The 23,340-nt window shown below is 58.8% G+C and carries 16 protein-coding genes; 7 read left to right on the plus strand and 9 right to left on the minus strand.

The genetic code is table 11. The features are described 5' to 3' along the window. The first annotated feature begins 82 nt into the window (after positions 1-82). Positions 83-1,642 carry an amino acid permease gene (locus tag KGB06_RS16985; protein ID WP_223517694.1) on the plus strand — a complete coding sequence of 520 codons (1,560 nt, stop codon included), beginning with the start codon at positions 83-85 and terminating at the stop codon, positions 1,640-1,642. Between the two features lie 201 nt (positions 1,643-1,843). Here the strand turns inward: KGB06_RS16985 and KGB06_RS16990 are convergent, their stop codons facing one another. From KGB06_RS16990 to KGB06_RS17025, 7 genes are all read right to left on the minus strand, one after another. Further along, the gene (locus KGB06_RS16990; RefSeq protein WP_007949545.1) at positions 1,844-2,203 is read right to left on the minus strand and encodes a DUF6124 family protein; all 360 of its coding nucleotides are present in this window, start codon (positions 2,201-2,203) and stop codon (positions 1,844-1,846) included. A 441-nt stretch (positions 2,204-2,644) separates the two neighbouring features. After that, complete coding sequence (locus KGB06_RS17000) at positions 2,645-3,049, minus strand: hypothetical protein (RefSeq protein ID WP_223517695.1); 405 nt, start codon at positions 3,047-3,049, stop codon at positions 2,645-2,647. Positions 3,050-3,174: 125 nt separating this feature from the next. Next, a complete protein-coding gene (locus tag KGB06_RS17005) occupies positions 3,175-4,494 on the minus strand; it encodes an outer membrane protein transport protein (protein WP_223517696.1) in 1,320 nt (439 codons plus the stop codon). Positions 4,495-4,626: 132 nt separating this feature from the next. After that, the gene (locus tag KGB06_RS17010; RefSeq protein ID WP_223517697.1) at positions 4,627-6,552 is read right to left on the minus strand and encodes an acyl-CoA synthetase; all 1,926 of its coding nucleotides are present in this window, start codon (positions 6,550-6,552) and stop codon (positions 4,627-4,629) included. Further along, positions 6,552-7,508 (minus strand): fumarylacetoacetate hydrolase family protein, encoded by a 957-nt coding sequence (locus tag KGB06_RS17015; protein ID WP_223517698.1) that lies wholly within the window; start codon positions 7,506-7,508, stop codon positions 6,552-6,554. Before KGB06_RS17015 ends, KGB06_RS17010 begins: the two co-directional genes overlap by 1 nt. A gap of 100 nt (positions 7,509-7,608) precedes the next feature. Further along, positions 7,609-8,700, minus strand: a complete 1,092-nt coding sequence (locus tag KGB06_RS17020; RefSeq protein WP_223517699.1) for a VOC family protein — start codon at positions 8,698-8,700, stop codon at positions 7,609-7,611. Between the two features lie 86 nt (positions 8,701-8,786). Continuing rightward, positions 8,787-9,401, minus strand: a complete 615-nt coding sequence (locus KGB06_RS17025) for a TetR/AcrR family transcriptional regulator (RefSeq protein WP_223517700.1) — start codon at positions 9,399-9,401, stop codon at positions 8,787-8,789. A gap of 242 nt (positions 9,402-9,643) precedes the next feature. On the opposite strand from KGB06_RS17025, the gene KGB06_RS17030 reads away from it, so the two are divergent. Then, positions 9,644-10,912 (plus strand): NADH:flavin oxidoreductase/NADH oxidase family protein, encoded by a 1,269-nt coding sequence (locus tag KGB06_RS17030; RefSeq protein ID WP_223517702.1) that lies wholly within the window; start codon positions 9,644-9,646, stop codon positions 10,910-10,912. Here KGB06_RS17030 and KGB06_RS17035 read toward each other — a convergent pair. Next, the gene (locus tag KGB06_RS17035) at positions 10,901-11,548 is read right to left on the minus strand and encodes a TetR/AcrR family transcriptional regulator (protein WP_223517703.1); all 648 of its coding nucleotides are present in this window, start codon (positions 11,546-11,548) and stop codon (positions 10,901-10,903) included. The two genes, KGB06_RS17030 and KGB06_RS17035, sit on opposite strands and share 12 nt — an antisense overlap. Positions 11,549-11,550: 2 nt before the next feature. Continuing rightward, the gene (locus KGB06_RS17040) at positions 11,551-13,209 is read right to left on the minus strand and encodes a bifunctional 3-(3-hydroxy-phenyl)propionate/3-hydroxycinnamic acid hydroxylase (RefSeq protein WP_223517704.1); all 1,659 of its coding nucleotides are present in this window, start codon (positions 13,207-13,209) and stop codon (positions 11,551-11,553) included. Between the two features lie 450 nt (positions 13,210-13,659). Here KGB06_RS17040 and KGB06_RS17045 point away from each other — a divergent pair, with 450 nt between their 5' ends. From KGB06_RS17045 to KGB06_RS17065, 5 genes are all read left to right on the plus strand, one after another. Then, on the plus strand, positions 13,660-16,557 hold the full coding sequence (locus KGB06_RS17045) for an ATP-binding protein (protein WP_223517705.1): 2,898 nt from the start codon (positions 13,660-13,662) through the stop codon (positions 16,555-16,557). Between the two features lie 202 nt (positions 16,558-16,759). After that, entirely contained in the window at positions 16,760-16,975 is a 216-nt protein-coding gene (locus tag KGB06_RS17050) for a hypothetical protein (RefSeq protein WP_223517706.1), read from the plus strand. A gap of 206 nt (positions 16,976-17,181) precedes the next feature. Beyond that, positions 17,182-18,612, plus strand: a complete 1,431-nt coding sequence (locus KGB06_RS17055) for an efflux transporter outer membrane subunit (RefSeq protein WP_223517707.1) — start codon at positions 17,182-17,184, stop codon at positions 18,610-18,612. A 30-nt stretch (positions 18,613-18,642) separates the two neighbouring features. Beyond that, complete coding sequence (locus KGB06_RS17060; protein WP_223517708.1) at positions 18,643-19,755, plus strand: efflux RND transporter periplasmic adaptor subunit; 1,113 nt, start codon at positions 18,643-18,645, stop codon at positions 19,753-19,755. After that, on the plus strand, positions 19,752-22,847 hold the full coding sequence (locus KGB06_RS17065) for an efflux RND transporter permease subunit (protein ID WP_223517709.1): 3,096 nt from the start codon (positions 19,752-19,754) through the stop codon (positions 22,845-22,847). The genes KGB06_RS17060 and KGB06_RS17065 overlap by 4 nt, the downstream gene beginning before the upstream one ends. The last annotated feature ends 493 nt before the right edge of the window (positions 22,848-23,340 follow it).

Raw genomic sequence — 23,340 nt, forward strand, 5'->3', positions numbered from 1 at the left:
GGAGCAGTACGACAAGGGGTTGAAGGCCAGCCCGTCCGGCATTCCGGATGGATGCGTATCAAAACCTGATGGGGCACACAACATGAATCCAGCAAGCCAGCCCGGCACTGACGCGCCGCATGACGACGACGTCAAAGTGCTGCACAGCATGGGCTACGCCCAGCAACTCTCGCGACGAATGGGCGTTTTCTCCAACTTTGCGATTTCCTTTTCAATCATCTGCATCCTCTCCGGGGGCATCAACTCCCTCGCCCAGGGCACCTCCGGCGCGGGCGGCGCGTCCATCGGAATCGGCTGGCCGATTGGCTGCCTGATCTCCGGGGTGTTCGCCATGGCCATGGCGCAGATTTCCTCGGCTTATCCCACCGCTGGCGGTCTGTATCACTGGGGCTCGATTCTCGGCAACCGCTTCACCGGATGGCTGACCGCGTGGTTCAACCTGTTGGGGTTGGTCACCGTACTGGGAGCGATCAACGTCGGCACCTATTACTTCTTTTTCGGTGCTTTCGGCCCGGCGCTGGGCATGGAAGACACGACCACGGTCCGGGTGATTTTCCTCGCGGTGCTGACCGGTCTTCAGGCCTTGTGTAACCACTTGGGGATCGGCCTGACCGCCAAGCTCACCGACTTCTCCGGTTACCTGATTTTCGCCACGGCGCTGGCGCTGACCATCGTCTGCCTGATCTCGGCACCCAGCTATGAATTCGCGCGGTTGTGGACCTTCAGTAACTACTCCGGCGAGGCGGGTGGCAGCGTCTGGCCACAGGTGTCGAACGGCTGGATTTTCATGCTCGGCCTACTCTTGCCGATCTACACCATCACCGGCTATGACGCCTCCGCGCACACCTCGGAAGAGACCCGCAATGCCGCCATGTCAGTGCCACGCGGCATGGTCATGTCGGTGGTCTGGTCGTTGCTGTTCGGCTGGGTGATGCTCAGCTCGTTTGTGCTGATGCTGCCAAGCATGGATGAAGCCGCGTCACATGGCTGGACCGTGTTTTTCTGGGCGATGGACACTCAGGTCAACCCAACCGTGAAGCTCGCGCTGTACGTGGCGATCTTCATCTCGCAGTTTCTCTGCGGGCTGGCGACCGTGACCTCGGTTTCACGCATGATCTTCGCGTTCTCACGTGACGGCGGCCTGCCCTGCTCCAAAGCGCTGGCCTCGGTCTCGCCGACCTTTCGCAGCCCGGTGGCAGCGATCTGGACCGGTGCCACCCTCGCGGTGTTGTTCGTCTGGGGCTCATCGGTGATCTCGATCGGTGAAACGCCGGTCTATACCATCGTAGTGTCCTGCACGGTGATCTTCCTGTTCTTCTCCTTCGTCATCCCCATCGTGCTGGGCCTGTTTACCTACGGGACCTCGAAGTGGCCGACCATGGGACCGTGGAACATGGGACGCTTCTGGTACACCGTGTTTGCCCTGCTCTCGGTGCTTTCGATGGTGATCATTTTCATCATCGGCATCCAGCCACCGAACGATTGGGCGTTGTACATCACCATTGGTTTCCTGGTGCTGACGGCCATTGTCTGGTTCGGTTTTGAAGCCCGCCGCTTCCAGGGGCCACCGGTGGGCGACGTGATTGCTCAGCGCCAGGCGCAAATTGCAGCGGCTGAGGCGGCGTTGGATAAGCGGGTTTGATGCGGATCGTGGGACGCTCAGCGTAATGCCGATCAGCTAAGGAGCAAAACCTGTGGGAGCGAGCCTGCTCGCGATGGCGGATTGTCAGGCAATGCAAGTGTTGACTGTGCCACCCTCATCGCGAGCAGGCTCGCTCCCACAAAGACTGCGGCGTTCAACGCCTTAACTCATCGGGCGTATCCCCTCGCCACAGAACAGCGGCTACACGGATGGCTCAACTTTATCCAGCACCCGGTTCGCCGTGATCTCCGCCACCATGATGCTGTTGGAAATGCCCAGCAAGGCATAGCGTGACTCACCTTCCAAATGATCCACCAACTGATGAACCATCACATCGACCGACGCCAGCGTCTCGACCAAAAAAACCGCCAGGGTTTCGGCAGTGGCTTCTGGGTCCACGGAAAAGAGAGTACTGCGCGTTCGCTTGGTGGCTTTGATGTCGGCATTCGAGGGAAAGTGGAAGTTGAGGGCCCGTTCGGCGGCTTCGTTGAGTTTTTTTGAATCGGGTTCGTACGGGGACACTGGATCGGTGTCTGGTGGGTTGGGTGTTACTTTGAACATTGGCTCAGACCTCATATGAGTGAGGCTGCAACCCGCTCGCGACTAAACGAAATGGAGGCAGCTGTGCACAGGTTAGTCGACCGATGAGCCAAGAAATCGGCGCGCCGAAGCGCCCTGCGCACAACCGCCATCGAGTGCAGGCATGGGATACCCGACTGACAGAGACATTGTGCGTCTTGACATCAACGGGCGACTAAACCCGATCACTGATGGGCAGTGACGGGAATCAAGTTACCGAGCAGCACCAAGGCGCACAAGCCGGCGGATTCTGGCGTAGCCGTAGGTAAAGACGCAAGGTCTTGTAGCTTTCAGGACGTAACCTTGAAGGTGTTTAAACACGCGCCTTCAACAGCTGTTGAACGAGCTGACATGCGCTTCCTACAGGCGGTGAAGGCCGGAAAAGCCTCCAGGAAACCACCATGAATAAACGATGTGGACTCCTTATTGAGTGCAACCAATAAATACAACCCTGAACAATATAGCCATTGTTGCGAATACGCTGAGCGTGATCTGCATGCCAGCAACAAGTATCGGATTATCGGGTTTGTTTAATTTCAAAAGTGACAGAAATTGGCTTGGCTTCGTTTCTGTTGGACTTTCTTTGTAATCTTGTAGTAAACGCCAAATTTCGAGCGCGGCCACTTGGGACGCTAGGATCAGCCGACAGTTCAGCAATGAAAATAATAAATACACTGTAGCAAGTCCGATCAGTAATTCGGTTGGAGGTTTGGTTGATGCCCAAGCGAAAGCTACTGCCGCTGCAGTGATTGCTTGATAATAACCCCAGAATTTGTGCGCCTGTTCTAAAGAGTATCGAAAATATGAAATCGCATCAGACAGTTCCATTTTTCTCCTTTATTACTAATAATTTATTTCAAGGCTGTAGAAGAGTGTAGATGGTATAAAAATCAATGCATACCCATGTCCCCACAGTGCTATCGATAGCACTGGCTGAAAAACCGCTCGTACGATTAATACCGACAAGTTGCCTGCACTGAAATTCCATTCGCACTGTTTTCGTAGTTGGCACTGTATTCAGGTTGAAGGCCGGAGTTGTTCGACTGCTTTACTGAGACTTTGGAATCCCAGAGATAGCCATAAGCAAAGTCTATCGTCAGATCGGCATTCGGCGAATAAGCACCGCCCAAAGTCACGGCTTGGCGATTCCCGACCGGAACGCGCACGCTGCGATCGGCATTTCTAATCGGCGACGGATCATAGGCGTAGCCTGCACGCAGCAGCCATTGTTGGTTCAATTGATAAGATGCACCAACCGCGGTGGCCCAAGTGTCGTGCCAGTTCATTTCTTCGGTCACACTTCCCAGACCAGCCGCCTGACCCAAGGGGGAAAGACCGCTGTTGACTGCCTCGACCTTCTTGATCCGGCTCCAACGTTTCCAGGTGGTCCCCACGTATCCCGTCCAGCGACTATTGAAATGATGGGTGATAGACGTGTCCACGGATTCGGGCATAGTGATGTCTATCTTGTTGTCATAATTTCCGTCCAGCGGTACAACGCTCGGGGAGCCGGTAACCTCAGTATGCCCTTTGAGTTCATAGCTCACCTTCGAGTGATAGTTAATCCCCCAACGGGTCGCATCACTCAAATCAAACAAGACGCCGACGTTGTAGCCAAGTGCCGTGTCATCGCCTTTGATGGTAACCAGTGTGTCCTGGCCGTTGTTCAGGGCGCCGGTGGCCAGGTAATTCTGAAGCTTTGCATTGAAACGGTTTATGGTCGGTCCGCCACCAATGGACACGTAATCATTGATCCGATAGGCAATGGTGGGCTGCAGGGTTATTTCCTTGGTCGTGCTATAGGAACCATGGTAACGGCCCTGAAAACTGCTCTCGTAATCATTGATCAGACCACTCGGAGCATAAAGGCCCAGACCAATCGAAAAACGATCGTCAAGCGGCGTCGACATATAGGCGAAGGGCACAACCCCCAAAGGGACCGAGTCGCCCTTATTCGTTCCTGGGGCACTGCTTTGCGCATTGCTAATATCGTCGCTCACCGAGACGACCGCGGCGCCGCCGGAAATCTCACTACGCTTCAACTTGGTCAAGCCTGCAGGATTTCCAAAGATAGTGCTGGCATCCAGCGCGGAAGACGACCTTCCCGCATAAGCAGTTCCCGCACTGCTTGCACTTTGTTCGTTCAGGGCAATGCCATTGGCACCCGCAGTTGTTGAAGCGGTGAGTATGGCTACAGCGCCGGCAAACTTGATCCAGAAAATAAACCCTTGTTGATCAAAGAAACACAGGATCGCGCGGTTATTCACTTTCATTGTCCACCTCTTATTCTTTTTGTTGGTTGCGCACAGGCAAGGCTTTGCCTTCCCATGCACGTCTGAGTGCCGGTTGGAGTTGATCGAAGTTGTAAAAATGGCCCTGGCTAATGAGTACCAGGGCATGCTTGCTTAACTTATAGAGGCGGACTCGCTCTCAGTTATCCACTCAACCTGGAAGCTATACCGTCCTAGTAGAAGGGCCAGGGCCTCCTGATTGCCTCCCGCCCGGATGCATGCGACTAGCCCGCGTCGTGCATCCTGTAACACCTCTACCTCAACTTCCTGCAGACACATACGTTCCACTTCCTGCTGGACGACTCTATAAATCTCCCGCTGCTGCAAAGTGGGCTTGAATATCTTGCCAACGGCAGTCAGTGGCAGCGCTTCAAGAATTTCAATGCGCTTGGGAACCGCTGCCCGCTCGCTGATGTTGAGATGAGCGAATGCCACAAGTTCTTCGGCGTTGCAGGCATGCCCGGGGCGCAGTTGAACGTAGGCGACCGGCACCTCGCCCGAGTAGGCATCGGGGCTGCCGATTGCAGCGGCCAAGGCGACAGCGGGATGCGTCTGCAGAGCCTCCTCGATTTGCTTGGGATCGATGTTGTGGCCGCCGCGAATGATCAACTCCTTCTTGCGCCCGGTCAGCCAGAAGTAACCCTGCGCATCCTGGCGACCCAGATCGCCCGTATTCAACCAGCGCTGGCCGTCGATATCGATCCAAAGGCCCTGGTTATGACGCGCCTCCAGATAGCCATCGAAGAGATTCGGACCACTGATCGTGATGAGACCGATCTCATCCACGTTGGCGTCGCGCAGGTACTCTCCAGAATCATTGAGCATGACCGCACGCATTTTCTGGTAGGGGATCCGTATCCCGATGGAGCCAATGCGGCGCTCACCATGGGGCGGATTGATTGAGGAGACGCAAGCGCCCTCGGTAAGACCATAACCTTCCAGGATCTTTACCCCGGTCCGGCGCTCGAACTCTCGGAAAAGCTCGGCCGGCATGGGCGCGGCGCCACACATTGCAAAGCGAAGACTGGATAGGTCGCGACCCTGCCATTCATTTTGCAAAAGTGCAGCGTAGACAGTTGGCACGCCGGAAAAGAGGTTGATACCGAAGTGCTCGACCATCTCCCAGAATCGTGGGATCACCCCCTCGCCACGATACCCAAGAGGCGTCCCGAGGATCACATGGTCGCCTTGAGTCCAAGGCATCAGTCCAGTAACCAGTTGTCCATTGACATGAAATAGCGGCAGGCCACAAAAGATAACCTGGCCGCCACTGCGTGGCTGCAAGTGAGCGGCCACAGACCATGCATTGAATACTTCAGAGCCATGGGTACGCGCGGCGATCTTGGGGAGCCCGGTGGTGCCGCCAGTACAGATATAGGAGGAGCATTCATCCTGGCGGATTTGCCGACCGCTCATCAGGTATGTGTGCGGCTGAGCATTCATCAGCGACCGCCAATCATGGATCGGGATGCCGCGGTGTAAGTCTCGCTCCTTCAGTGCCACGGCTTTCAGAGCCCCACGCACAGGTTCGGCGACATAGGACTCCATGCTGACCCAAACGACAGACCTGACCGTGGGTAACTGATCCAGCTGCGAAGCCAGTTTGGGCCACAGATCACTGCCCGCAGTCGGCGCAAGCGTCACTACCACGGATACCTTCGCGGCATTCAGCAAGCCGGCCATCTGCTTGGCTTCGAGCAGAGGGTTGATCGCCATGACGATGCCCGCCGCCTCCCCGCCCCATATAGTGAAGTGGGTTTCCGGCAAGTTGGGCAGGATGAAGGCAAGCACCTCGCCCGGTTTTATGCCCAGGTCATGGAACGCATTTGCAGCGCGCGTGATATCCGCGAAGAGCTGAGAATAATTCCACTCATAGGTGCGTCTGAAATCGGCAGCATCGGCGAAGAAGCTTAGCGCCGGAGCCTGGGGGGTGCACTCAGCCGCCTGTCGAAGAGCTTCATAGGTGCTGGACGCCAGGCCACGCTCCGACAAGGGGACTCGTTCAAGATTTTCAATGTCGCTCAGGGTCTGCACCACCATCAGGCTTCCCCCACGACTCGGTTGCGTTGCACACCGAGGTCGATCACACCATCGGCGCTGCGAATACGCGCCTCAACCACGTCACCCGCCTTGAGATACTGCGGCCGGCTCTCCTGCGCCTTGAGAAAAAGTTTCCACTTGGTGGCTTCTGGCATCAGAGCCGCAATGCGCTGTTTGGCAGGCGAAGGAATCGTTAGCGCACAGCCAGCCGGAGTACCGGTGGCGATCAGGTCTCCAGCGGCGAGGTCTTGCAAGGAGGAGAGCTCGGTAAGGGTTTCAGCGGGGCCGTAAACCAGGTTGGCCGTGCTGTCGCTCTGTCGCACCTGGTCGTTGACTGTCAGGCGCAGCTGCAGTGCTTTGAGGTAATGCATGTCCTTGGCATCCAGAAGACAGAGGTAGGGACCGACCGGGCCGAAAGTGCGGAAGCTCTTGCCCTTGTAGAACTGCATCTGGGGAATCTGAATGTCGCGGGCCGAGTAGTCATTGACAATGACGACGCCGGCGATGAACTCATGCAGATTGGCGTCAGTGACAGACACGGAACCGGTGATCGCGCGTTTCATCACAAGCCCCAGTTCAATCTCGTAGTCGAGGAAGCGCACGGTGCGCGGCTTGATCAGGTCGCTGTCAGCCGCCACCAGGCAACTCGTCGCCTTGGTGAAGATCATGTTGAATTTCTTCGCATCCGGGTCCATGCCCGATTCGATCATGTGCTGACGGTAATTGGCGCCCTGGCAGACGAACTGCTGGTTCCGGGTCACCGGCGACAGCAATTTCACTTCGCCCTCCTCCAACTCCGCGCCTTTCAGTTGAGCGAGGTCGTCGATACTGTTCTGGCGAATGAAGTCACCGGTGGTTTCAAAAACACCGGGGATGACCGTGATACGGCCCTGGCGAAGCACGCCCCAGTGGATACCGTTCTGAAATTCAAAGCGGACTACGTGTACAGCAGACATTGAAGGTACTCCTGGAGCGGCGTTTGTCCCGCACTCAGCGGCGCGAGAACTGTGGTGTTGTTCCGTAGGGGGCTGACCGTTGCCCGACATGGCGGCAGCTCTATCCAAACATCCGCATGAGTGTTACCAACTTTCGAATTGTCAGGTCCGGGCTGCGTCGCAGGTTGCGGATCAACAGAAGCAGATTGGTTAAGCTCATCTTGGGTTTTGTAAAACTCTTGGGCATGCGCTGCCCCCACTGGGCCATTGCCTCGGGGCTCACCGGATGAATGCCCGTAGGCCGAGTGGCCGTGAAAATATCCCCGTCGCAGTAATGCTCGTGCTTATCGCCCCATGGGTCTTGCCAGTAATCGAAGATCTGACTGCCCAGAATGTGTCGGCCGATGCCCCATGAGTGCTCCCAACCGCGCTCGCGCAGGACGCGCTGCCCCATTCCCACCGCGTCTGCATCGACGACCTCATAGGCGCTATGGCTATAGGTCGCCATGAACCCTTGCGCTATCGCGAGCGTATGGTGCGCCGCGGGAATTTCACCGAGATCAAGACGCATGAAAGCGACAATAGGTGTGCCGTCGGGGAGTACTTGGACATCGCTGGGAATAAACCCGAAATGCTGGGTATACCAGGCACAGGTCGCTTGGTAGTCGGCCACTTCAATTACGATGTGGCCAAGCCTGAGCACTTCCGGCGGAGCAATCGGTGGGCGCTGCGTGGCGTTGATTCGCGGTTGCTCCTGCGCCAGATTCCAAGGAAGAGGAGCTCTATGTTCAAGAGTTTCACTTGGAGTCTGGTCGCAAATGGCTTCCACAATGAAACCGGAAGGATCCGTCAGTCTGACGTAATACCCTTTACCCGGATGTTCCGACTTCTCTACCGAGGACGCCCCTGGGATTCGAGTGAGTTTTTCCAGGTCCTCTAAAGACTGCACTGCAAGTCCGAACCCGATAAAACGTGCATGTTCGGCACGTTGGACGCGGTAACAGTATGAAGTGGCGTCGGTGGCGCGTAGATAGAGCGTATCGGCGTCCTGCCGACTTACCGTCAGGCCGAAGTCGGTCAGGAAACGCGCCGCCTCATTCAAGTCCGGTCTTTGAAAGATCAGGTGAGTCAGATCCTGGGCCTTCACCGTCGGCTGTGGATGCCGGGCAGGTTGTTGTGTCGCCAACCGGTACACTTCGTTTTTGTTGTTCATTGTTCTTGTTTTCCGGTTTTTTAGGGCAAAGCTGTCCCGAACCCCTGAAAAACCAGGGGTGTTGTCTAGTTGAGTCAGTTAGACGCTCAGTCGAGAGACGGGAGTGCCGGCAACTCTTTGGTCGCCAGGGCACGAGCCTCCTCTGGCGGCACACCCAACGCCCGCAGCACCAGCTCGGCGGTGTCAGCGCCCGATTCGCGCCACGTTCTATGACCTTCCAGTACGAGGAAAATTGAGCCAAGCACGCTGCTCGATATCAGCGTCAGTACTGAGAGCAATTGCTCCTGCGCAAACGTGTACCGCCCAGTGGAAAGTCCGCTCAGAAGATCCGTAGTCGCTTGGCTGCTGAACATTTCGCGCAACGAAGCATTGCTCATGGCGAATTTGTGGATGAATGCTCCCCACTGGGAGTCCTCATGAGCTCGACGAATGAAGAATCGAATGCCATTGGCAAGGCGCTGAGCGGGATCAGACAGTGAATCGAAGCTCTTGTTGACGCGCTCATGCATCTCCCTCGCAAGATGGCTGGCGACCGCCTCGAACAGGCTTTCCATGCTGTCGATGTTGCTATAGACCGTTCCGCGCGCCACTCCTGCCTCTTGTGCGAGGTCGAGAATGTTCACTTGTGAGGTGCCTCGTTCAGCAAACAGGCGAAAGGCGGCTTGATGAATGCGGCGCTGTGTTGGATTTAGGGATTCCACGGTTCTCTCTCCAGGATTACCTTATGGACAGATTGAACACTCGTGTTCATTTTCCGTCAACCATATTTTTAAACGTGTAGGTTTTTCTGTCTGAAAATCGGCCACAGCCAAGTCAATTAAAGTCCTACGCCATTGACACAATTGAACACTCATGTTCAATTGTGTTGTGTTTCAGGCTTGCCTTCTCGACACATCAAGCCCTGCGATGGTTGGCCGACTTTTCATTAGCTGAAGGACAGAACATGACCGGCTCAAAGCTCTTCAAACCGCTTCGATTGCCTAACGGCACGGTGATTCCAAACCGAATCGCCAAGGCTGCTATGGAGGAGAATCTTGCCAATGAGGATCACGCTCCAGGGGAAGCGTTGGTTAATCTTTATCGGCGTTGGGCTGAGGGTGGAGCCGGTCTGATCATAACGGGCAACGTCATGGTTGATCGCCACGCCTTGACCGGACCGGCTGGCGTGGTGCTTGAGGACGATCGGAACCTGGTGAATTTCCGGCGATGGGCCGATGCCTGTCGCAGTCGTGGAGCCCAGGCCTGGATGCAAATCAATCATCCCGGACGGCAGCTATTGGCTTCAATGGGGCAACCGGCAAGGGGCCCCTCCGCAGTTGCGGTCGATATACCCGGACTGTCAAAAGCTTTTGTGCCGCCCAGGGCCTTGAATGAGCAGGAGATCGAAGAGCTGATTGAGCGCTATACCCAAGCGGCGGTGTTGGCAGAGCGCGCCGGATTCACTGGCGTGGAGATTCATGCAGCGCATGGCTATCTATTCAGTCAATTCCTGTCGCCCTTGACCAACCAGCGTAACGACCGCTGGGGCGGTAGCCTGGAAAATCGTGCGCAAATTCTGCTGCAAACCATCGACGCAATACGTCAGCGAGTGGCACCGAGCTTTTGCGTCGCGGTGAAACTCAATTCCGCTGATTTCCAGCGGGGTGGTTTCGATGCCGAGGATGCGGCTCGTGTAGTGGAAATGCTCAATACCAAAGCGGTCGACTTGGTCGAGTTGTCTGGTGGCAGCTACGAAAGCCCGGCGATGCAGGGGCAAACCCGCGATGGCAGCCGCTTGGCTCGAGAAGCGTATTTTCTCGAGATCGCGCAAAGAATAGGAGAAATAGCACGCATGCCGCTGATGGTCACTGGCGGCGTGCGCAGAAAGGAGGTCGCGGAGCGAGTGGTGAGCGGCTCAGTGTCGATGGTCGGACTTGCCACTGCGCTGGCAATCGAGCCAGCCCTGCCGAAACAGTGGATGGCCGGTCGGGACATCAAAGTGGAGCCCATTGTCGTTCACTGGAAGAACAAGGCGCTGGCATCGCTCGCAGTGGCGTCGGTGATCAAGAAGCAGCTTGGCTTGTTGAGCCAAGGGAAACGGACACAACCTGGGACGTCGCCACTTATGGCACTGATAGGTAATCAGCTGAAGTCTCGTCGCCAGGCGAAGAGTTATCGGAAATGGATTGATCAAGCCTGGCAGATCGAGGGTGACACCAAATCAGGCGGGTAGCGGTTTTCCGGCGATTTTCCTGGCTCTGGCAGGCGTAACGCCCAGAGCCTGGAGAATCATTTCCGCGACCCGCAGATCGTGCTCCGCCACCGCACGGCCCTCGACAACTGAGCGCATTGCTCCGGTTGTGCACGACAGAACTATGTCCATGGCGACCCCTTCATCCTCGTAAGCAAAAGTGCCCGCACGCAGCCCCTCACGCAGATCGCCAAGTACATGGGCAGCCAAACGCGAGCGCATTGCCTGGTCGAAATGGATGATGCGCAGCAGCGCATTCGCCCATTGGTGGTCGGCGGCGGCTCGACATACAAACATACGTACGCCGATCGAAAGCCGCTGCGCACCGCACTGAACGTCCGAGTTCAAAACGGAAATGGCGTCAGAGAACTCAGCGGCCATGGCAATGCCAACCGCCTCGAGTACTTCGTCGCGAGTCCGAAAATAGTTGTAGATGGTGCCGTTGGATACCGCTGCCTCCGCAGCTACTTCAAGCAGTGCGATCTCCCCCACCTCCTTACGCGCGATAAGACGCAATGCCGCGTCCACCAGGCCGCGACGGGTGCGCTCACGCTTCTTGTGCCCCCTGGTGAGAGGTTCTGGTGCAGCAGCTTCTAAAGGAGGTGTGGGGGAATGCATGATTAAGCTCGTAATCTAATCGGCTCGTTGATGGTAATGGAAACGCTGTCAGAAGTGGCGCCATCACTCATCAGCAGACCCCTGCAGTCTTGAAGGAGCCTGCTTGCCTCTGTGCCTGGGGCGTGATGCATGATGATACGGTCCGGACGAACGGCGACGAGTGTTCCTTTCGCAGCCAGCGGCAGGATGTCATGGTTCATGTCTTCGATGAAGTCACAACTGCCGCCGGAACGTTGGCCGCGGGGTCTAACCTCTAAGAAGTGGCCCCCCATCTTTTCCCAGGAAACGATCTGATCAGTGGTGAGCAGTGACAACGGGTCAACACCGAATCCAACCAGGGTCAGGTTGTCTCCCAGTGTATCGTCGCTCAGCTTGATCTGCTTTTGCAGGGTGCGAACCCAAGCTTGGGGAAACAGGCTGCCACGTACCAACTTGTCACCCCGACGATGCTGCACGAACAGGCCGTGCTTGAAGGTGTTCTTCGGCTTGATGTCCAACTGCTCGAAGTACCTCCTGGTAGCGGGAGTCAATGCCAGCATACGCATCAGGCCGTGGATGAAGAAAGCCGCGATCTTGTTCTTGGGCATTACCAGACGGCCCATGAGTTTTGCCAGATCGATCATCGCCTGAGCATGCGGGCGGCGCTCTACATCATAGGTATCGAGTATCGCAGGCGCGGCGTGGCCACGAAGAACCCAAGCCAGCTTCCAGGCAAGGTTGGCACCATCACGAAGGCCCGCTACGAGACCTTGCCCCACAAAGGGCGGGGTGATATGTGCGGCGTCGCCGACAAGGAAAGTACGTCCCTTGCTGAATTTGTTGCAGCAACGCGCGTGGAATCGATACACCGCCTTGCGCTCGATTTCCAGCTCCTGCGGATTGACCCATGGCGCAATGAGCCGCGCGATGCTTTCCGGGCTTTCCAGCTCTTCCCGGGATTCTCCGGGTTGCAGCATGAATTCCCAGCGTTCCCTTCCACCGGGGGCGGGCATGTGCGGCGTGGGCCGCCGCGGATCACAGAGAAACTCAATGTGATCAATGGCTGACCGATGCCGGTTCTTGGCATCGACAATCAGCCAATCCTCTGCATAGGTTTGTCCTTCGAACTCCTGGCCGATCAGCGCCCTGACCTTGGAGCTGGCGCCGTCCGCACCGATCAGGTACTGGGCGCGAACAGAATGCGATTGCCCATTTTGATCCCGTACGGTGGCGACCACGCACTTCGCTTCTTCGACCAGACTCTCCAGTTCGAAACCACCCAGGCTGGTCACTGATTTCAGCCGGGAAACCTGGCCACGCATCGCTCGTTCGAGGTCGGGTTGATAGAACGTCACAAGCTTGGGATGGCCATCGATACACCCTTCAGTATTGGCCCGACCGAATTGACCGAGGACCGGAGAGTGCATCTTCACTTCAGGGATAACGATCTTCTCGAAAGCGTCCTCCGACAATCCGGCGAGTTGCAGGATGCGCAGGGCCTCGTTGTCCAGAGCGATGGCACGAGGCATCAGTACGATTTCATGGAGCTTATCCAGCACCAAGGTCGTAACCCCATAGCGGCCGAGCAGCGCCGCGATCGTTGCACCTACCGGACCGTTACCGACGACCAGCACGTCGACGGCGGAGGGAGGCAATTCGGAATCTTTTTTGTTGTTGTTCATTTCGAGCCCTTGTTGTGATTGAAGTCGTGAGGCGCGCAGGTCTCATCGTCAGGCAGGGTTCAAGGTATGCAATATTGAGAGATATTTCAATATTGATGTTTTTGTCATTAATTTTTGAGATCATGGAAAAGCCGTGATATGACCGACCGGACGAGCTGAGATACAGGCGTAAGTGGCCGCGGTCAGGCGAAGAAGGCTGGTGGCGTGAAGTTGCGCGCGTGTCAGTTTCCGACCGACGTCGCTTGGCTTCAGAGCCGATCAGCGTTGTCATGGGTGCAATGGCCCAGGACTGAAGTGCGTGGCTGCCAGGGCCCCAGCCGAAGTTGGAGAACAGTCGGTGCAAGAAGACGTGTCGACAGGACCAGAACGGCAGGAATATTGTTTTTTCAACACTGGATCACGTGCGAATCTTCAGCGCACCACCATGTTTTAAGTCTTTAGGAATCAACCGTGGCGCGTCCGCAGCCCCATCCGACACCCGTCCTGCTTGACTTCGGCGAGTTCGAACTCGACGAAGCCAACGCTTGCTTGTTGCGTGATGGGCAAGCGGTGGCGGTGGCACCGACCCCTTTCCTGTTGTTATGCGTGCTCGCACGCCAGCCGGGGTCGCTGGTATCCAAAGACGCCTTGCTGGATGCCGTGTGGGGGCATCGATTTGTCAGCGATTCGGTCCTGAAGACGGCCATCAGCGATCTGCGCAAGGTGTTGAGCGATGACCCCAAGCATCCTCGTTTTATTGAGACTGTGTCGCGGCGCGGCTATCGCTTCATTGCCGTGTCGCCCCCTGCTGCTTCGATGCCGCCTACATCCACGGCGGTTACGGCGACCGACACACATCCGTTTCCGTCATTCATCGGTCGCATTGACGAGGTCTCCAGGCTGCAACGGGCGTGGGAGCGGGCTAGTGGGGGCCAGCGGGCCGTGGTCTGGCTTGCTGGAGAACCGGGGATCGGCAAGACCACGTTGATCGAACATTTCCTCGCCGGCCTTGGCGGCATCGCCTGCGCACGCGGCCATTGCATGGAACACTTCGGCACCAGCGAACCGTACCTGCCGGTGCTGGAGGCGTTGGCCGAACTGTGCCGCAGCGACCCGACCCTGCCGGCGTTGTTGCACGAAGTGGCACCAACCTGGCTGCTGCAATTGCCCTGGCTGAGTAGCACGGAGGAGCGAGACGCATTGCGGCGCGAACTGGCCGGCGTCGGCCCGGAACGCATGCTGAGGGAATTCGGTGAACTGTTGGACCGCTACACAGAGCTGCGCCCGCTGTTGCTGGTGACCGAAGACCTGCACTGGAGCGACCGGGCGACGGTTCAGCTGATTAACTACATGGCGCGACGCCGTGGCCCCGCACGGCTCATGTGGCTGTCAAGTTTCCGCCTTGCCGAAGTGGTGGCGCTCGACCATCCGCTCAGTTCATTGCGTCACGAACTACGTCTGCAACGCTTGTGCGAGGAAGTGGTGCTCGACCCGTTTTCCGAAACCGAGGTCGCCGACTATGTGGCGCTGCGTTCAGCCTCACTGGCACGCGATGAAGCCTTCGTGCGCGCCCTGCACGAACGGACCGACGGCGTGCCGTTGTTCGTTTCCTCAATCATCAGTGAAGTGATGGATGCAAAAGAAGACGAAACCACCATCGAAGCTCGACTGGCGGATCTGGCGGTTCCCGACAACCTGGCCGCCATCATTGATCACTACATCGCCAAGCTTGGTCCGGAACAACGTACTCTCCTTTCGGCGGCTGCGGTGTGCGGGGCCGACTTCCGGGTTGAGACGGTTTCGCTAGCCCTGGAGCGCAATCTCTCTTCAGTGATCGGTGCCTGTGAGGAACTGATGCGTGAGCAGGTATGGCTCACACAATCGCGGGCTCCCGATGTTGACGAGGCGGTAGAGCCTCCTTACTCGTTCCGACACGCCCTTTTTCGCCAGGTGCTGTATGACCGCACGCCGCGTTCGTTGCGCATCGATCTCCATGGCCAGGTTGGCACTGCCCTCGAACGCGAGCGCTCGGCCGGTGTGTCGGTTGCGGCCTCGGAACTGGCGATGCACTTCGACCGTGCCCGGCTGCCGATGATCGCGCTGCGCTACTACGCCGAGGCCGCAGAAGCCGCGCTACAACACTTCAGCCCGGACTTGTGCATCGGCCTCACTGAGCGCGCCCTACTCCTTCTTATGCAGGCACCCGAAGGGACGGAGCGCGATACGCTCGAAATTACCTTGGCCACGTTGCAGGGGGTTTCGGCCTTCCACATGTTTGGTGTCGGCAGCGAAGCCAAGGGCGCTTTCGAACGGGCGTACACGCTGCTCGCGTATGTACCCGAGCACCCTATGCGCGGTCGCCTTCTGCACGGATTCGGCTATCTGCTCGGTCTGCGCGGCGACTATTCGCAGGCTTTGGAAGTGGCAGAGCGTGCTGAAATTCTCTCCCTAAACGCAAACGATCAAGAGCTCATGCTGGCAGCGTGCATCGTTCAAGGCGAGGTGCATCACCTCCAGGGCCGCACGAAAATGACACGCAGCTGGTTAGAGCGCGCCCTCACGATCGCCGAGCCGCTGGGCATAGGGACAAACGAGATCTTTGCGGCAGATCCCCAGGTCATGCTGCACGGTATGCTGGCCATCGAGCTGGTGCGGTCTGGCCTGATTGAGCAAGGGCGAACCCATTTGCAGCAAGCAAGAACCCGCGCGCATACGCTTGAACAACCTATGACATGGCTGGTCGCTACCTGGCAGGAGGTGTTGATCGAGGTACGACTGGGAAACCCTGTGCGGGTGGCAGCGCTGGCTGACGACATGCAGAAGCTCGTCGATGAATATTCGCTCGCGCTCGGACGCACGGCTTGCCGCTGGTGGCGCGGCTGGGCCGACGCGCGCAACGGTGCCCCCCACGACGGCTACCGGCACATCCGTGAGGCCTACGAGGAACACACCGGACTCGGTATGCGCTCCGGTGCCAGCGAAGTACTCGGCTACGCCGCCGAGGCGCTGCTACTGGCAGGCGATTACAACGCAGCGCACGTTGAATTGCAGGAAGCCTTCCGGGTGGGAGAGGAACTGGGCGAACGCGTATACCTGCCGCAGTTGTTGCTGCTGGAGGCCGCGATCGCGCGAGCTCAGGGTCGATCGGATGCCAGCAGCGTGGCGGTGCGGCGTGCGATTGAGGAGGCACGCGCCCAGGAAGCATCGTGGCTGGAGCTGCTCGCAATGGTCGAGCTGAGTGAGCATCACGACGTTACAACCGAAGATCACCTGGCATTGGTGAAGCTGATTGACCAATTGCCCGAAACTGACGGAACCGAACTGGTGAAACGTGCGCACTCACTGCTTCTGGCTGCTAAGTCGACTTGAAGCGACGGCGTATCCTTCATCGCCTGGTGAACTGATATCGCGCCCACTCAGCGTGGCTAAAACCGCGTGACCACCAGCGTTCCGCTGGTCACCGTCTCAGTTTTGTGGGTGCTGTCCCGACTAAACCCTGACCTTTCGCTTACGACTTCTCCCGGGGGGCGGCTTACGCTGGCATCGAACTTTCTCGATCCCCAGGTCTGCGATGAGCCTTAACCCTGAATCCAAATACCCGAGCCGCCGTTCATACGTCGTCAAGTTGCGCAGTGATGCCGAGCCGGACGCCCTGAAGGGCCGGCTCGAAAACCTGGTGACCGGGCGTCAGCGCGAGTTCTCGTCCGCCACAGAGTTGCTCGAGTCAATTGGCGCGGATCTGACGTCAGCAACCGGTGAGCAGGCAATAGAAAGCGACAGCAAATGATCCTTTCCGGCAACGACATACAGAGCGCATGGCGACCGAACGGTGACGGTTCGCTGACGACTTTGCGTACACGGTACCCCTACGCTGACGCCACCTCGAACTACACGAGTCCATTTCTAATGCCGCGACTTTCCACCCCCCTTCCGCTGCCCCGCCATACCGGTGGGATAACCTTGCAACGGACCAAGTGCTCGACTGGGTTCGCCATGGCGGCAGCCCTTGTCACTTCGATCGCCCTCGCCCTTTCCGGTTGCTCCACGCCGGTCGTCAAGCCATCGCTCGACGTACCGAGCCACTTTGCCGCGAGTACGGCCTCCGAGATGGAGCCCGAGGCAGCTTGGTGGGAGGTCTACCACGACCCGTTGCTGACGGATCTGGTGCGCCGAGCCGCGCGTGAGAACCGCGACGTCAAGATTGCCGCCGAACGCTTGCGTGCAGCGCGAGCCGGAGAAACGGTCAGCCAGTCCTGGCTGCTCCCGAGCGTCGGCGCATCCGTCTCCGGCAGCGACCGCAGCAGCGGCTTCAACTCGGCCGTAAAACAGGGCTATCCGGATATCAAGACCGCCAGTGTGGGTCTGGACGTCTCGTGGGAACTCGATCTGAGCGGCCGTCTGCGAGCCGGCGCGGCGGCGGCAGACGCCGATGCGCTAGCCGCGGAACACAGCATGCGAGGAGTACGCCTGCTGGTGATGAGCGATGTCGTCAGCAACTATTTCACACTGGTCGGTGCACAACGCCAGGTCGCGACGCTACGCGCAATCTCGGCGATGCAGGATGAAACGCTGCGCTTGGTTACCGCGCGTCAACAGGTGGGGCTGGCATCCGCATTCGACGTCGAACGCGCACAAACCGACGCCTTGTCGGCGCGGGCGCAGATTCCGCCGCTGGAAACCCAAGTGGCGGTGGCACGCCACCGTATCGCGGTGCTGATCGCCGACCAGTCTTTCAACACCACAAACATCCAGCCTCCGAGCGCAGACTTGGCCGACGTACCCCAGGCCAAGCCCGGGCAGCCCGCCGAGTTGCTGCAACGCCGACCTGACGTACTGGTGCTGATGGCACAGCTCGACGCCGCCAATGCACGTCGCCAGCAAGCGAAAGCTGAGTGGTTCCCGCAACTCTTCCTCGGCGCGTCCTTTGGCCGCCAGGGCCTGAGCCTGAACGGTGCCGATCTTGGCGTTGCGCGCTTCACTAACGTCGCGGGCCTGCTGGCGATGCCGCTCTTCAATGCTGGGCGCACGCAAGCGATCAACGAAGCGGCTGAAAGTGCTCAACAAGAGGCTCTGCTGCGCGCCGAAGACGGCATCGTGCGGGCGCTCGAGGATGTGGAAAACGCCCTCGTCACGCTTGCGCAGGAACGCCGCCGTTCCGGGTCGCTGCAATTGGCCGCCGCGTCTGCGGAGACGGCACAGAATCGCGCTCAATCGCTCTATAACCGCGGGCAGATCGACCTGTTGCCTCTGCTGGATTCGCAGCGCGCGCGTCTGACTGCACGCCTGAGTGCCAACGAAAGCAACACCCGACTGCTGCTCGACAGCGTGCAGCTTTACAAAGCACTGGGCGGGGGCTGGCAGGTGTTCGAACAACCCGCCAACTCAACCGCCTCCGCTAAAACCGACCGGCCACCACTTTCCTAAGTATTTGTCGTTTTCCAAAGAGGAACCGTCTTGAAGAATTCCCTTACTGCGGCCGGCGCCTTGGCCGTCGCCGTGATGCTTTGCGCGTGCAGCCCGGACCAGCCGTCCGTGCCGGCCCCCAGAGCGGTACGTACCGTTGAAATCAACTACGACAATGCCCGCGACGTCAGTCGCTACGTGGGCACCGTGCAGTCGCGGCACGAAGTCGAGCAGTCCTTTCGGGTGGGCGGCAAGGTTGCCCAGCGCAAAGTTGATGTAGGTCAGACGGTGCACGAAGGCGACATACTGGCTGTGCTGGACGACAGCGACTACCGTCTCGCGGAGGAAGCGTCGCAACAGCAGTGGGCTGCTGCCGTGGAGCAGACGCGTCAGGCGGAATCGGATCGCCAACGCCTGACGGCCCTGAAGGCTGATGGCTCAGTCAGCGCGGCCGACGATGAGCGTGCGCATACCAATGCCCAGACCACGCGTGCGACCGCCGAGGCCGAGGCGCGAAAACTTGAGCTCGCACGCAACCGGCTCAAGTACACCATACTGCGCGCCTCCCGTAGCGGCGTGGTCACGGCGGTACGCATCGAAGCGGGACAGGTCGTGGCGGAGGGTCAGCCAGTGATCTCGGTTGCGAATCCGGACGAATCCGAGATCGTCATCGATGTGCCCGAGGATCAGCTGTCCACCTTCAAGGAGGCGCGTTTCAAAGCCTCGCTGGCCAGTGCGCCGAACGAGACCTTCGATGTCACCCTGCGCGAGCTGTCGCCGCAGGCTGCAACGCAGACGCGCACCTATCGCGCCCGGCTCAAGCCGGTGCAGGCGCTGCCGCTCGGCGCCACTGCCACGGTTATGGCCGAGCGCGAGATGACCAGTGTCTCGGTGGCAGCAGTGCCAGCGACGGCACTGACGCAAACCGGCGGCCAGCCGGCGCTGTGGGTGGTCACGCCCGAGGGCAAGAATCCGGTGGGCACTGTCGAACTGGTGCCTGTGGCGGTATTGGGCTATCGCAACGATGAGGTGCTCGTCTCCGGGCCGCAGGCCGGAGTATTGGTCGTCACCGCCGGGGTGCAGAAGATGGCATCCGGACTGAAGGTCGCGCTTCCCGGCACGGCGATTGTTGATGCGAACGCCACGCAGCAGGCCGCCCGATGAACAATCTCAACCTCACCGACTGGGCGCTGCGCCATCGCGCCATCGTTCTGTTCATGCTCCTCATTGTCGCGGCGGCCGGCGCGTTCAGCTTCACCCGCCTCGGTCAGCTCGAAGATCCGAATTTTTCCGTGCCCTCCATGACCGCCATGGTCATCTGGCCGGGCGCCACTGCCCAGCAGTTGCAGGACCAGGTCCTCAACCGCATGGAGAAAAAATTCGAGCAGATCGACAACTTCGAGAAGGTGGTCACTTACGCGCGGCAAGGCTACGCGGGCATGACGCTCACCGTGCGCGGCGGAACCTCCAAGGCTGACCAGCGCGAGGCTTGGTACCAGGCGCGCAAGAAACTCAACGACCTGAGCCTGGAGATGCCTGACGGCGTGATCGGCCCGATCCTGAACGACGAGTACGGCGACGTGTATGGCCTGATGTACGCGGTCAAGGGCGACGGTGTCGGCCACGCCGACCTGTCGGACGCGGCCGAAGACATCAAGCGCCAGATGCTGAAGGTGCCGATGGTCAAGAAGATCGATCTTATCGGCAAGCAGGCCAAGCGTATCTACGTCGAGTTCTCGCACGAGCGCCTGGCAGCACTGGGCATTACACCACTGGCCATCGCCGAAAGCCTCAAGAGCCAGAACGCGATGTTGCCCGCAGGCCAGATTGACACCCGTGGCGACCGCGTCATGGTGCGCGTGAGTGGCCAATTCGCCAGCGAAGAGGCTATCCGCAATGTCCCCATCTCCGCGGGCGGCCGGCTGATCAAGCTCGGCGACATCGCGACCGTTACACGTGGCTTCGAAGATCCGCCGACCTACACGGTCCGCCACAACGGCCAACCAGTGCTGATGCTCGGTATCACAATGACCAGCGATGGCAACATCGTGGACCTTGGCAAGGCGATGGACACGGCAGTCGCCAAGATCCAGTCAGAACTTCCGCACGGCGTGGAGCTGGAGCTGGTGGCTGACCAGCCAACCACGGTGAAAGATGCAATCCTGGACTTCGGGCGAGCACTGGCCGAGGCGCTGATCATCGTGATCGCTGTAAGTCTGGCCAGCCTGGGCTGGCGCGCCGGCCTCGTGGTCGCAGCCACGGTGCCGCTGGTGCTGGGCGGCGTGGCGTTGGTGATGCTGGCGATGGGCTGGAACCTCGAGCGCATCTCGCTCGGCTCATTGATTATCGCGTTGGGACTGCTGGTGGATGACGCCATCATCGCCATCGAGATGATGGTGGCGAAGATGGAAACCGGCATGGACCGCGTGAAAGCGGCCGCCTTCTCCTATCAGTCCACCGCCATGCCGCGCCTGACCGGCGCACTCATCACCGTCGTGGGCTTTCTGCCGATCGGCCTCTCGAAGTCCACCACCGGCGAGTACGCAGGCGGCATTTTCTGGATCGTCGGTGCCGCAGTGCTGTTCTCGTGGATCTGCTCCGGCATCTTCACGCCGTACCTGGCGGTCAAGATGCTGCCCAACGACTTGGGCAAGCACCAGCACGGTGGTCAGCACGACACAAAGTTCTACCGCAACCTACGCCGCCTGATCGACGCCGCCATCGAGCACCGCTGGATGGTCATAGGTGCGACGGTTGGCGCACTGGTGCTTGCCCTCGCTTGCATCAAGTTGGTGCCGCAGCAATTCTTCCCCAACAGTTCGCGCCCTGAGCTGGTCATTGACTTGCGCGTCAAGGAAGGCGCCTCGTTCGCCGCAACGACCGAGCAGGTTAAGCACATGGAGGAAATCCTGGCGAAGGACGAGGACGTGCGTTTCTATACTGCCTACACCGGCGCCGGCGCGCCGCGCTTCTATCTCTCGCTCAACCCCGAACTGCCGAATCCGGGATTTGCCCAATTCGTTGTGATGACCAAGGACCTGGATGCACGCGAGCGGGTACGTGCGCGGCTGGTGACCTCGGCCGACCAACAATTCCCACAGGCATGGGTGCGCGTGACCCGGCTCGAGTTGGGGCCACCTGTCGGCTACCCGGTGCAGTTCCGCGTGGTAGGCCCCGATACCCAGGTGGTGCGCAAGATCGCCCGCGACGTGGAGAAGGTAGTTGCGTCCAACCCGAAGGTGCGCGACCTCCAGCTCGACTGGAACGACCCGGTGCGCACGATGAAGGTGGAGCTCGATCAGGACAAGGCGAGCGCGCTTGGCCTCACGCCGGCCGACGTGTCGCTGGCGACCCAGACCGTGATGAACGGCGCAACCCTGTCGCAACTGCGGGAGCGCGAGGATCTGATCGACATCGTAGCCCGTGCCGTACCGGAGGAACGCTTGAACCTCGACACACTGAAAAACATCAACCTTTACACACGCCAGGGCACGGTGGTGCCGCTGTCGCAAGTCGCACAGGTGCGCTCTGAACTGGAAGAGCCGGTACTGTGGCGCCGTAACCGCGACATGGCGATCACTGTGCGTGCCGACGTGAAGGATGGAGAGCAAGGTGTATCGGTGACGCAGGAAATCCAGCCATTGCTTAAGGACATCGAAGCCAAGCTGCCGACCGGTTACCGCATCGATGTGGGTGGAGCGGTTGAGGAAAGCGACAAGGCCAACAAGGCGCTACTCGCGGTGGCACCGCTGATGCTGATCACCATCCTGCTGTTACTCATGCTGCAATTGCAGAACTTTTCCCGCATGTGGATGGTGCTGCTAACCGCACCGCTGGGCCTGATCGGTGTGGTGCCCGCACTTCTGGTGTTTCAATCGCCGCTGGGCTTCGTCGCGATCCTGGGCATCATCGCTCTGGGTGGCATGATCATGCGAAACGCGGTGATCCTGATCGATCAGGTACAAATCGAAATCGCCGAGGGGCGTGACCCGTGGAATGCTGTGCTGGATGCCGCCATTCACCGAGCGCGACCGGTAATGCTGACGGCACTGGCCACCGTGCTCGCAATGGTCCCGCTCACACGTAGCGTCTTTTGGGGGCCGATGGCGATCGCGATCATGGGTGGCCTCACTGTGGCGACGCTGCTGACGATTTTCTTCGTCCCGGCGTTGTACGCCGCATGGTTCAAGGTGGGTCGCCAGACGGCCGCGGATACCCAACAGGTACGGGGAAACACTGCGCTTGCTTCCAAGTGATGAGTGCCGTGACCTTTGCCCCCCCGACCTCACCGCTATTAGAGAGGTTTGTGAAGCGCCGTTTCTGAAAACAACCCAGGTCAGCCGTGAGGTACTGCGAACGTTACTGTCGTTCGCTCCTCGCGGCTCACAGGAAAGACTGGCCATAAATAGCTGCTGACGACAGACTGATATCGGCCGATTCTGTTGAAAAAGTCGGCCATGGTTTGCGCATCAGAAAAGTACGCGTCCGAGATTGAAATCTTTACTTTTGGCAGAGGCTTCCTGACTCGGATTTCACGTAGCAGCGTGCAGAAAAGGCGTTTTCACCAGTCAATGATCAGGCAGTTTGGGCAGACCGCCTTTTTCAACAGAATCGGCCAAAAGCGGCCCAGAGTGTGTAAAAACGCATTCGCGAACCCTTGCTATGATTTCTGAGGATTTCATCGCAGGGATCGCCCATGAAGCGCTTTATCCAAGGTGAACATCGAGGCCAAGGCACCTTACTTCCCGA

Source organism: Pseudomonas sp. GL-B-19, from assembly GCF_019956415.1.
Taxonomy (GTDB): domain Bacteria; phylum Pseudomonadota; class Gammaproteobacteria; order Pseudomonadales; family Pseudomonadaceae; genus Aquipseudomonas.

Coding starts and splice junctions, on each gene's coding strand:
- KGB06_RS16985 (WP_223517694.1), top strand. CDS start 83: ATGAATCCAGCAAGCCAGCCCGGCACTGACGCGCCGCATGACGACGAC.
- KGB06_RS16990 (WP_007949545.1), bottom strand. CDS start 2,203: ATGTTCAAAGTAACACCCAACCCACCAGACACCGATCCAGTGTCCCCG.
- KGB06_RS17000 (WP_223517695.1), bottom strand. CDS start 3,049: ATGGAACTGTCTGATGCGATTTCATATTTTCGATACTCTTTAGAACAG.
- KGB06_RS17005 (WP_223517696.1), bottom strand. CDS start 4,494: ATGAAAGTGAATAACCGCGCGATCCTGTGTTTCTTTGATCAACAAGGG.
- KGB06_RS17010 (WP_223517697.1), bottom strand. CDS start 6,552: ATGGTGGTGCAGACCCTGAGCGACATTGAAAATCTTGAACGAGTCCCC.
- KGB06_RS17015 (WP_223517698.1), bottom strand. CDS start 7,508: ATGTCTGCTGTACACGTAGTCCGCTTTGAATTTCAGAACGGTATCCAC.
- KGB06_RS17020 (WP_223517699.1), bottom strand. CDS start 8,700: ATGAACAACAAAAACGAAGTGTACCGGTTGGCGACACAACAACCTGCC.
- KGB06_RS17030 (WP_223517702.1), top strand. CDS start 9,644: ATGACCGGCTCAAAGCTCTTCAAACCGCTTCGATTGCCTAACGGCACG.
- KGB06_RS17035 (WP_223517703.1), bottom strand. CDS start 11,548: ATGCATTCCCCCACACCTCCTTTAGAAGCTGCTGCACCAGAACCTCTC.
- KGB06_RS17040 (WP_223517704.1), bottom strand. CDS start 13,209: ATGAACAACAACAAAAAAGATTCCGAATTGCCTCCCTCCGCCGTCGAC.
- KGB06_RS17050 (WP_223517706.1), top strand. CDS start 16,760: ATGAGCCTTAACCCTGAATCCAAATACCCGAGCCGCCGTTCATACGTC.
- KGB06_RS17055 (WP_223517707.1), top strand. CDS start 17,182: ATGGCGGCAGCCCTTGTCACTTCGATCGCCCTCGCCCTTTCCGGTTGC.
- KGB06_RS17065 (WP_223517709.1), top strand. CDS start 19,752: ATGAACAATCTCAACCTCACCGACTGGGCGCTGCGCCATCGCGCCATC.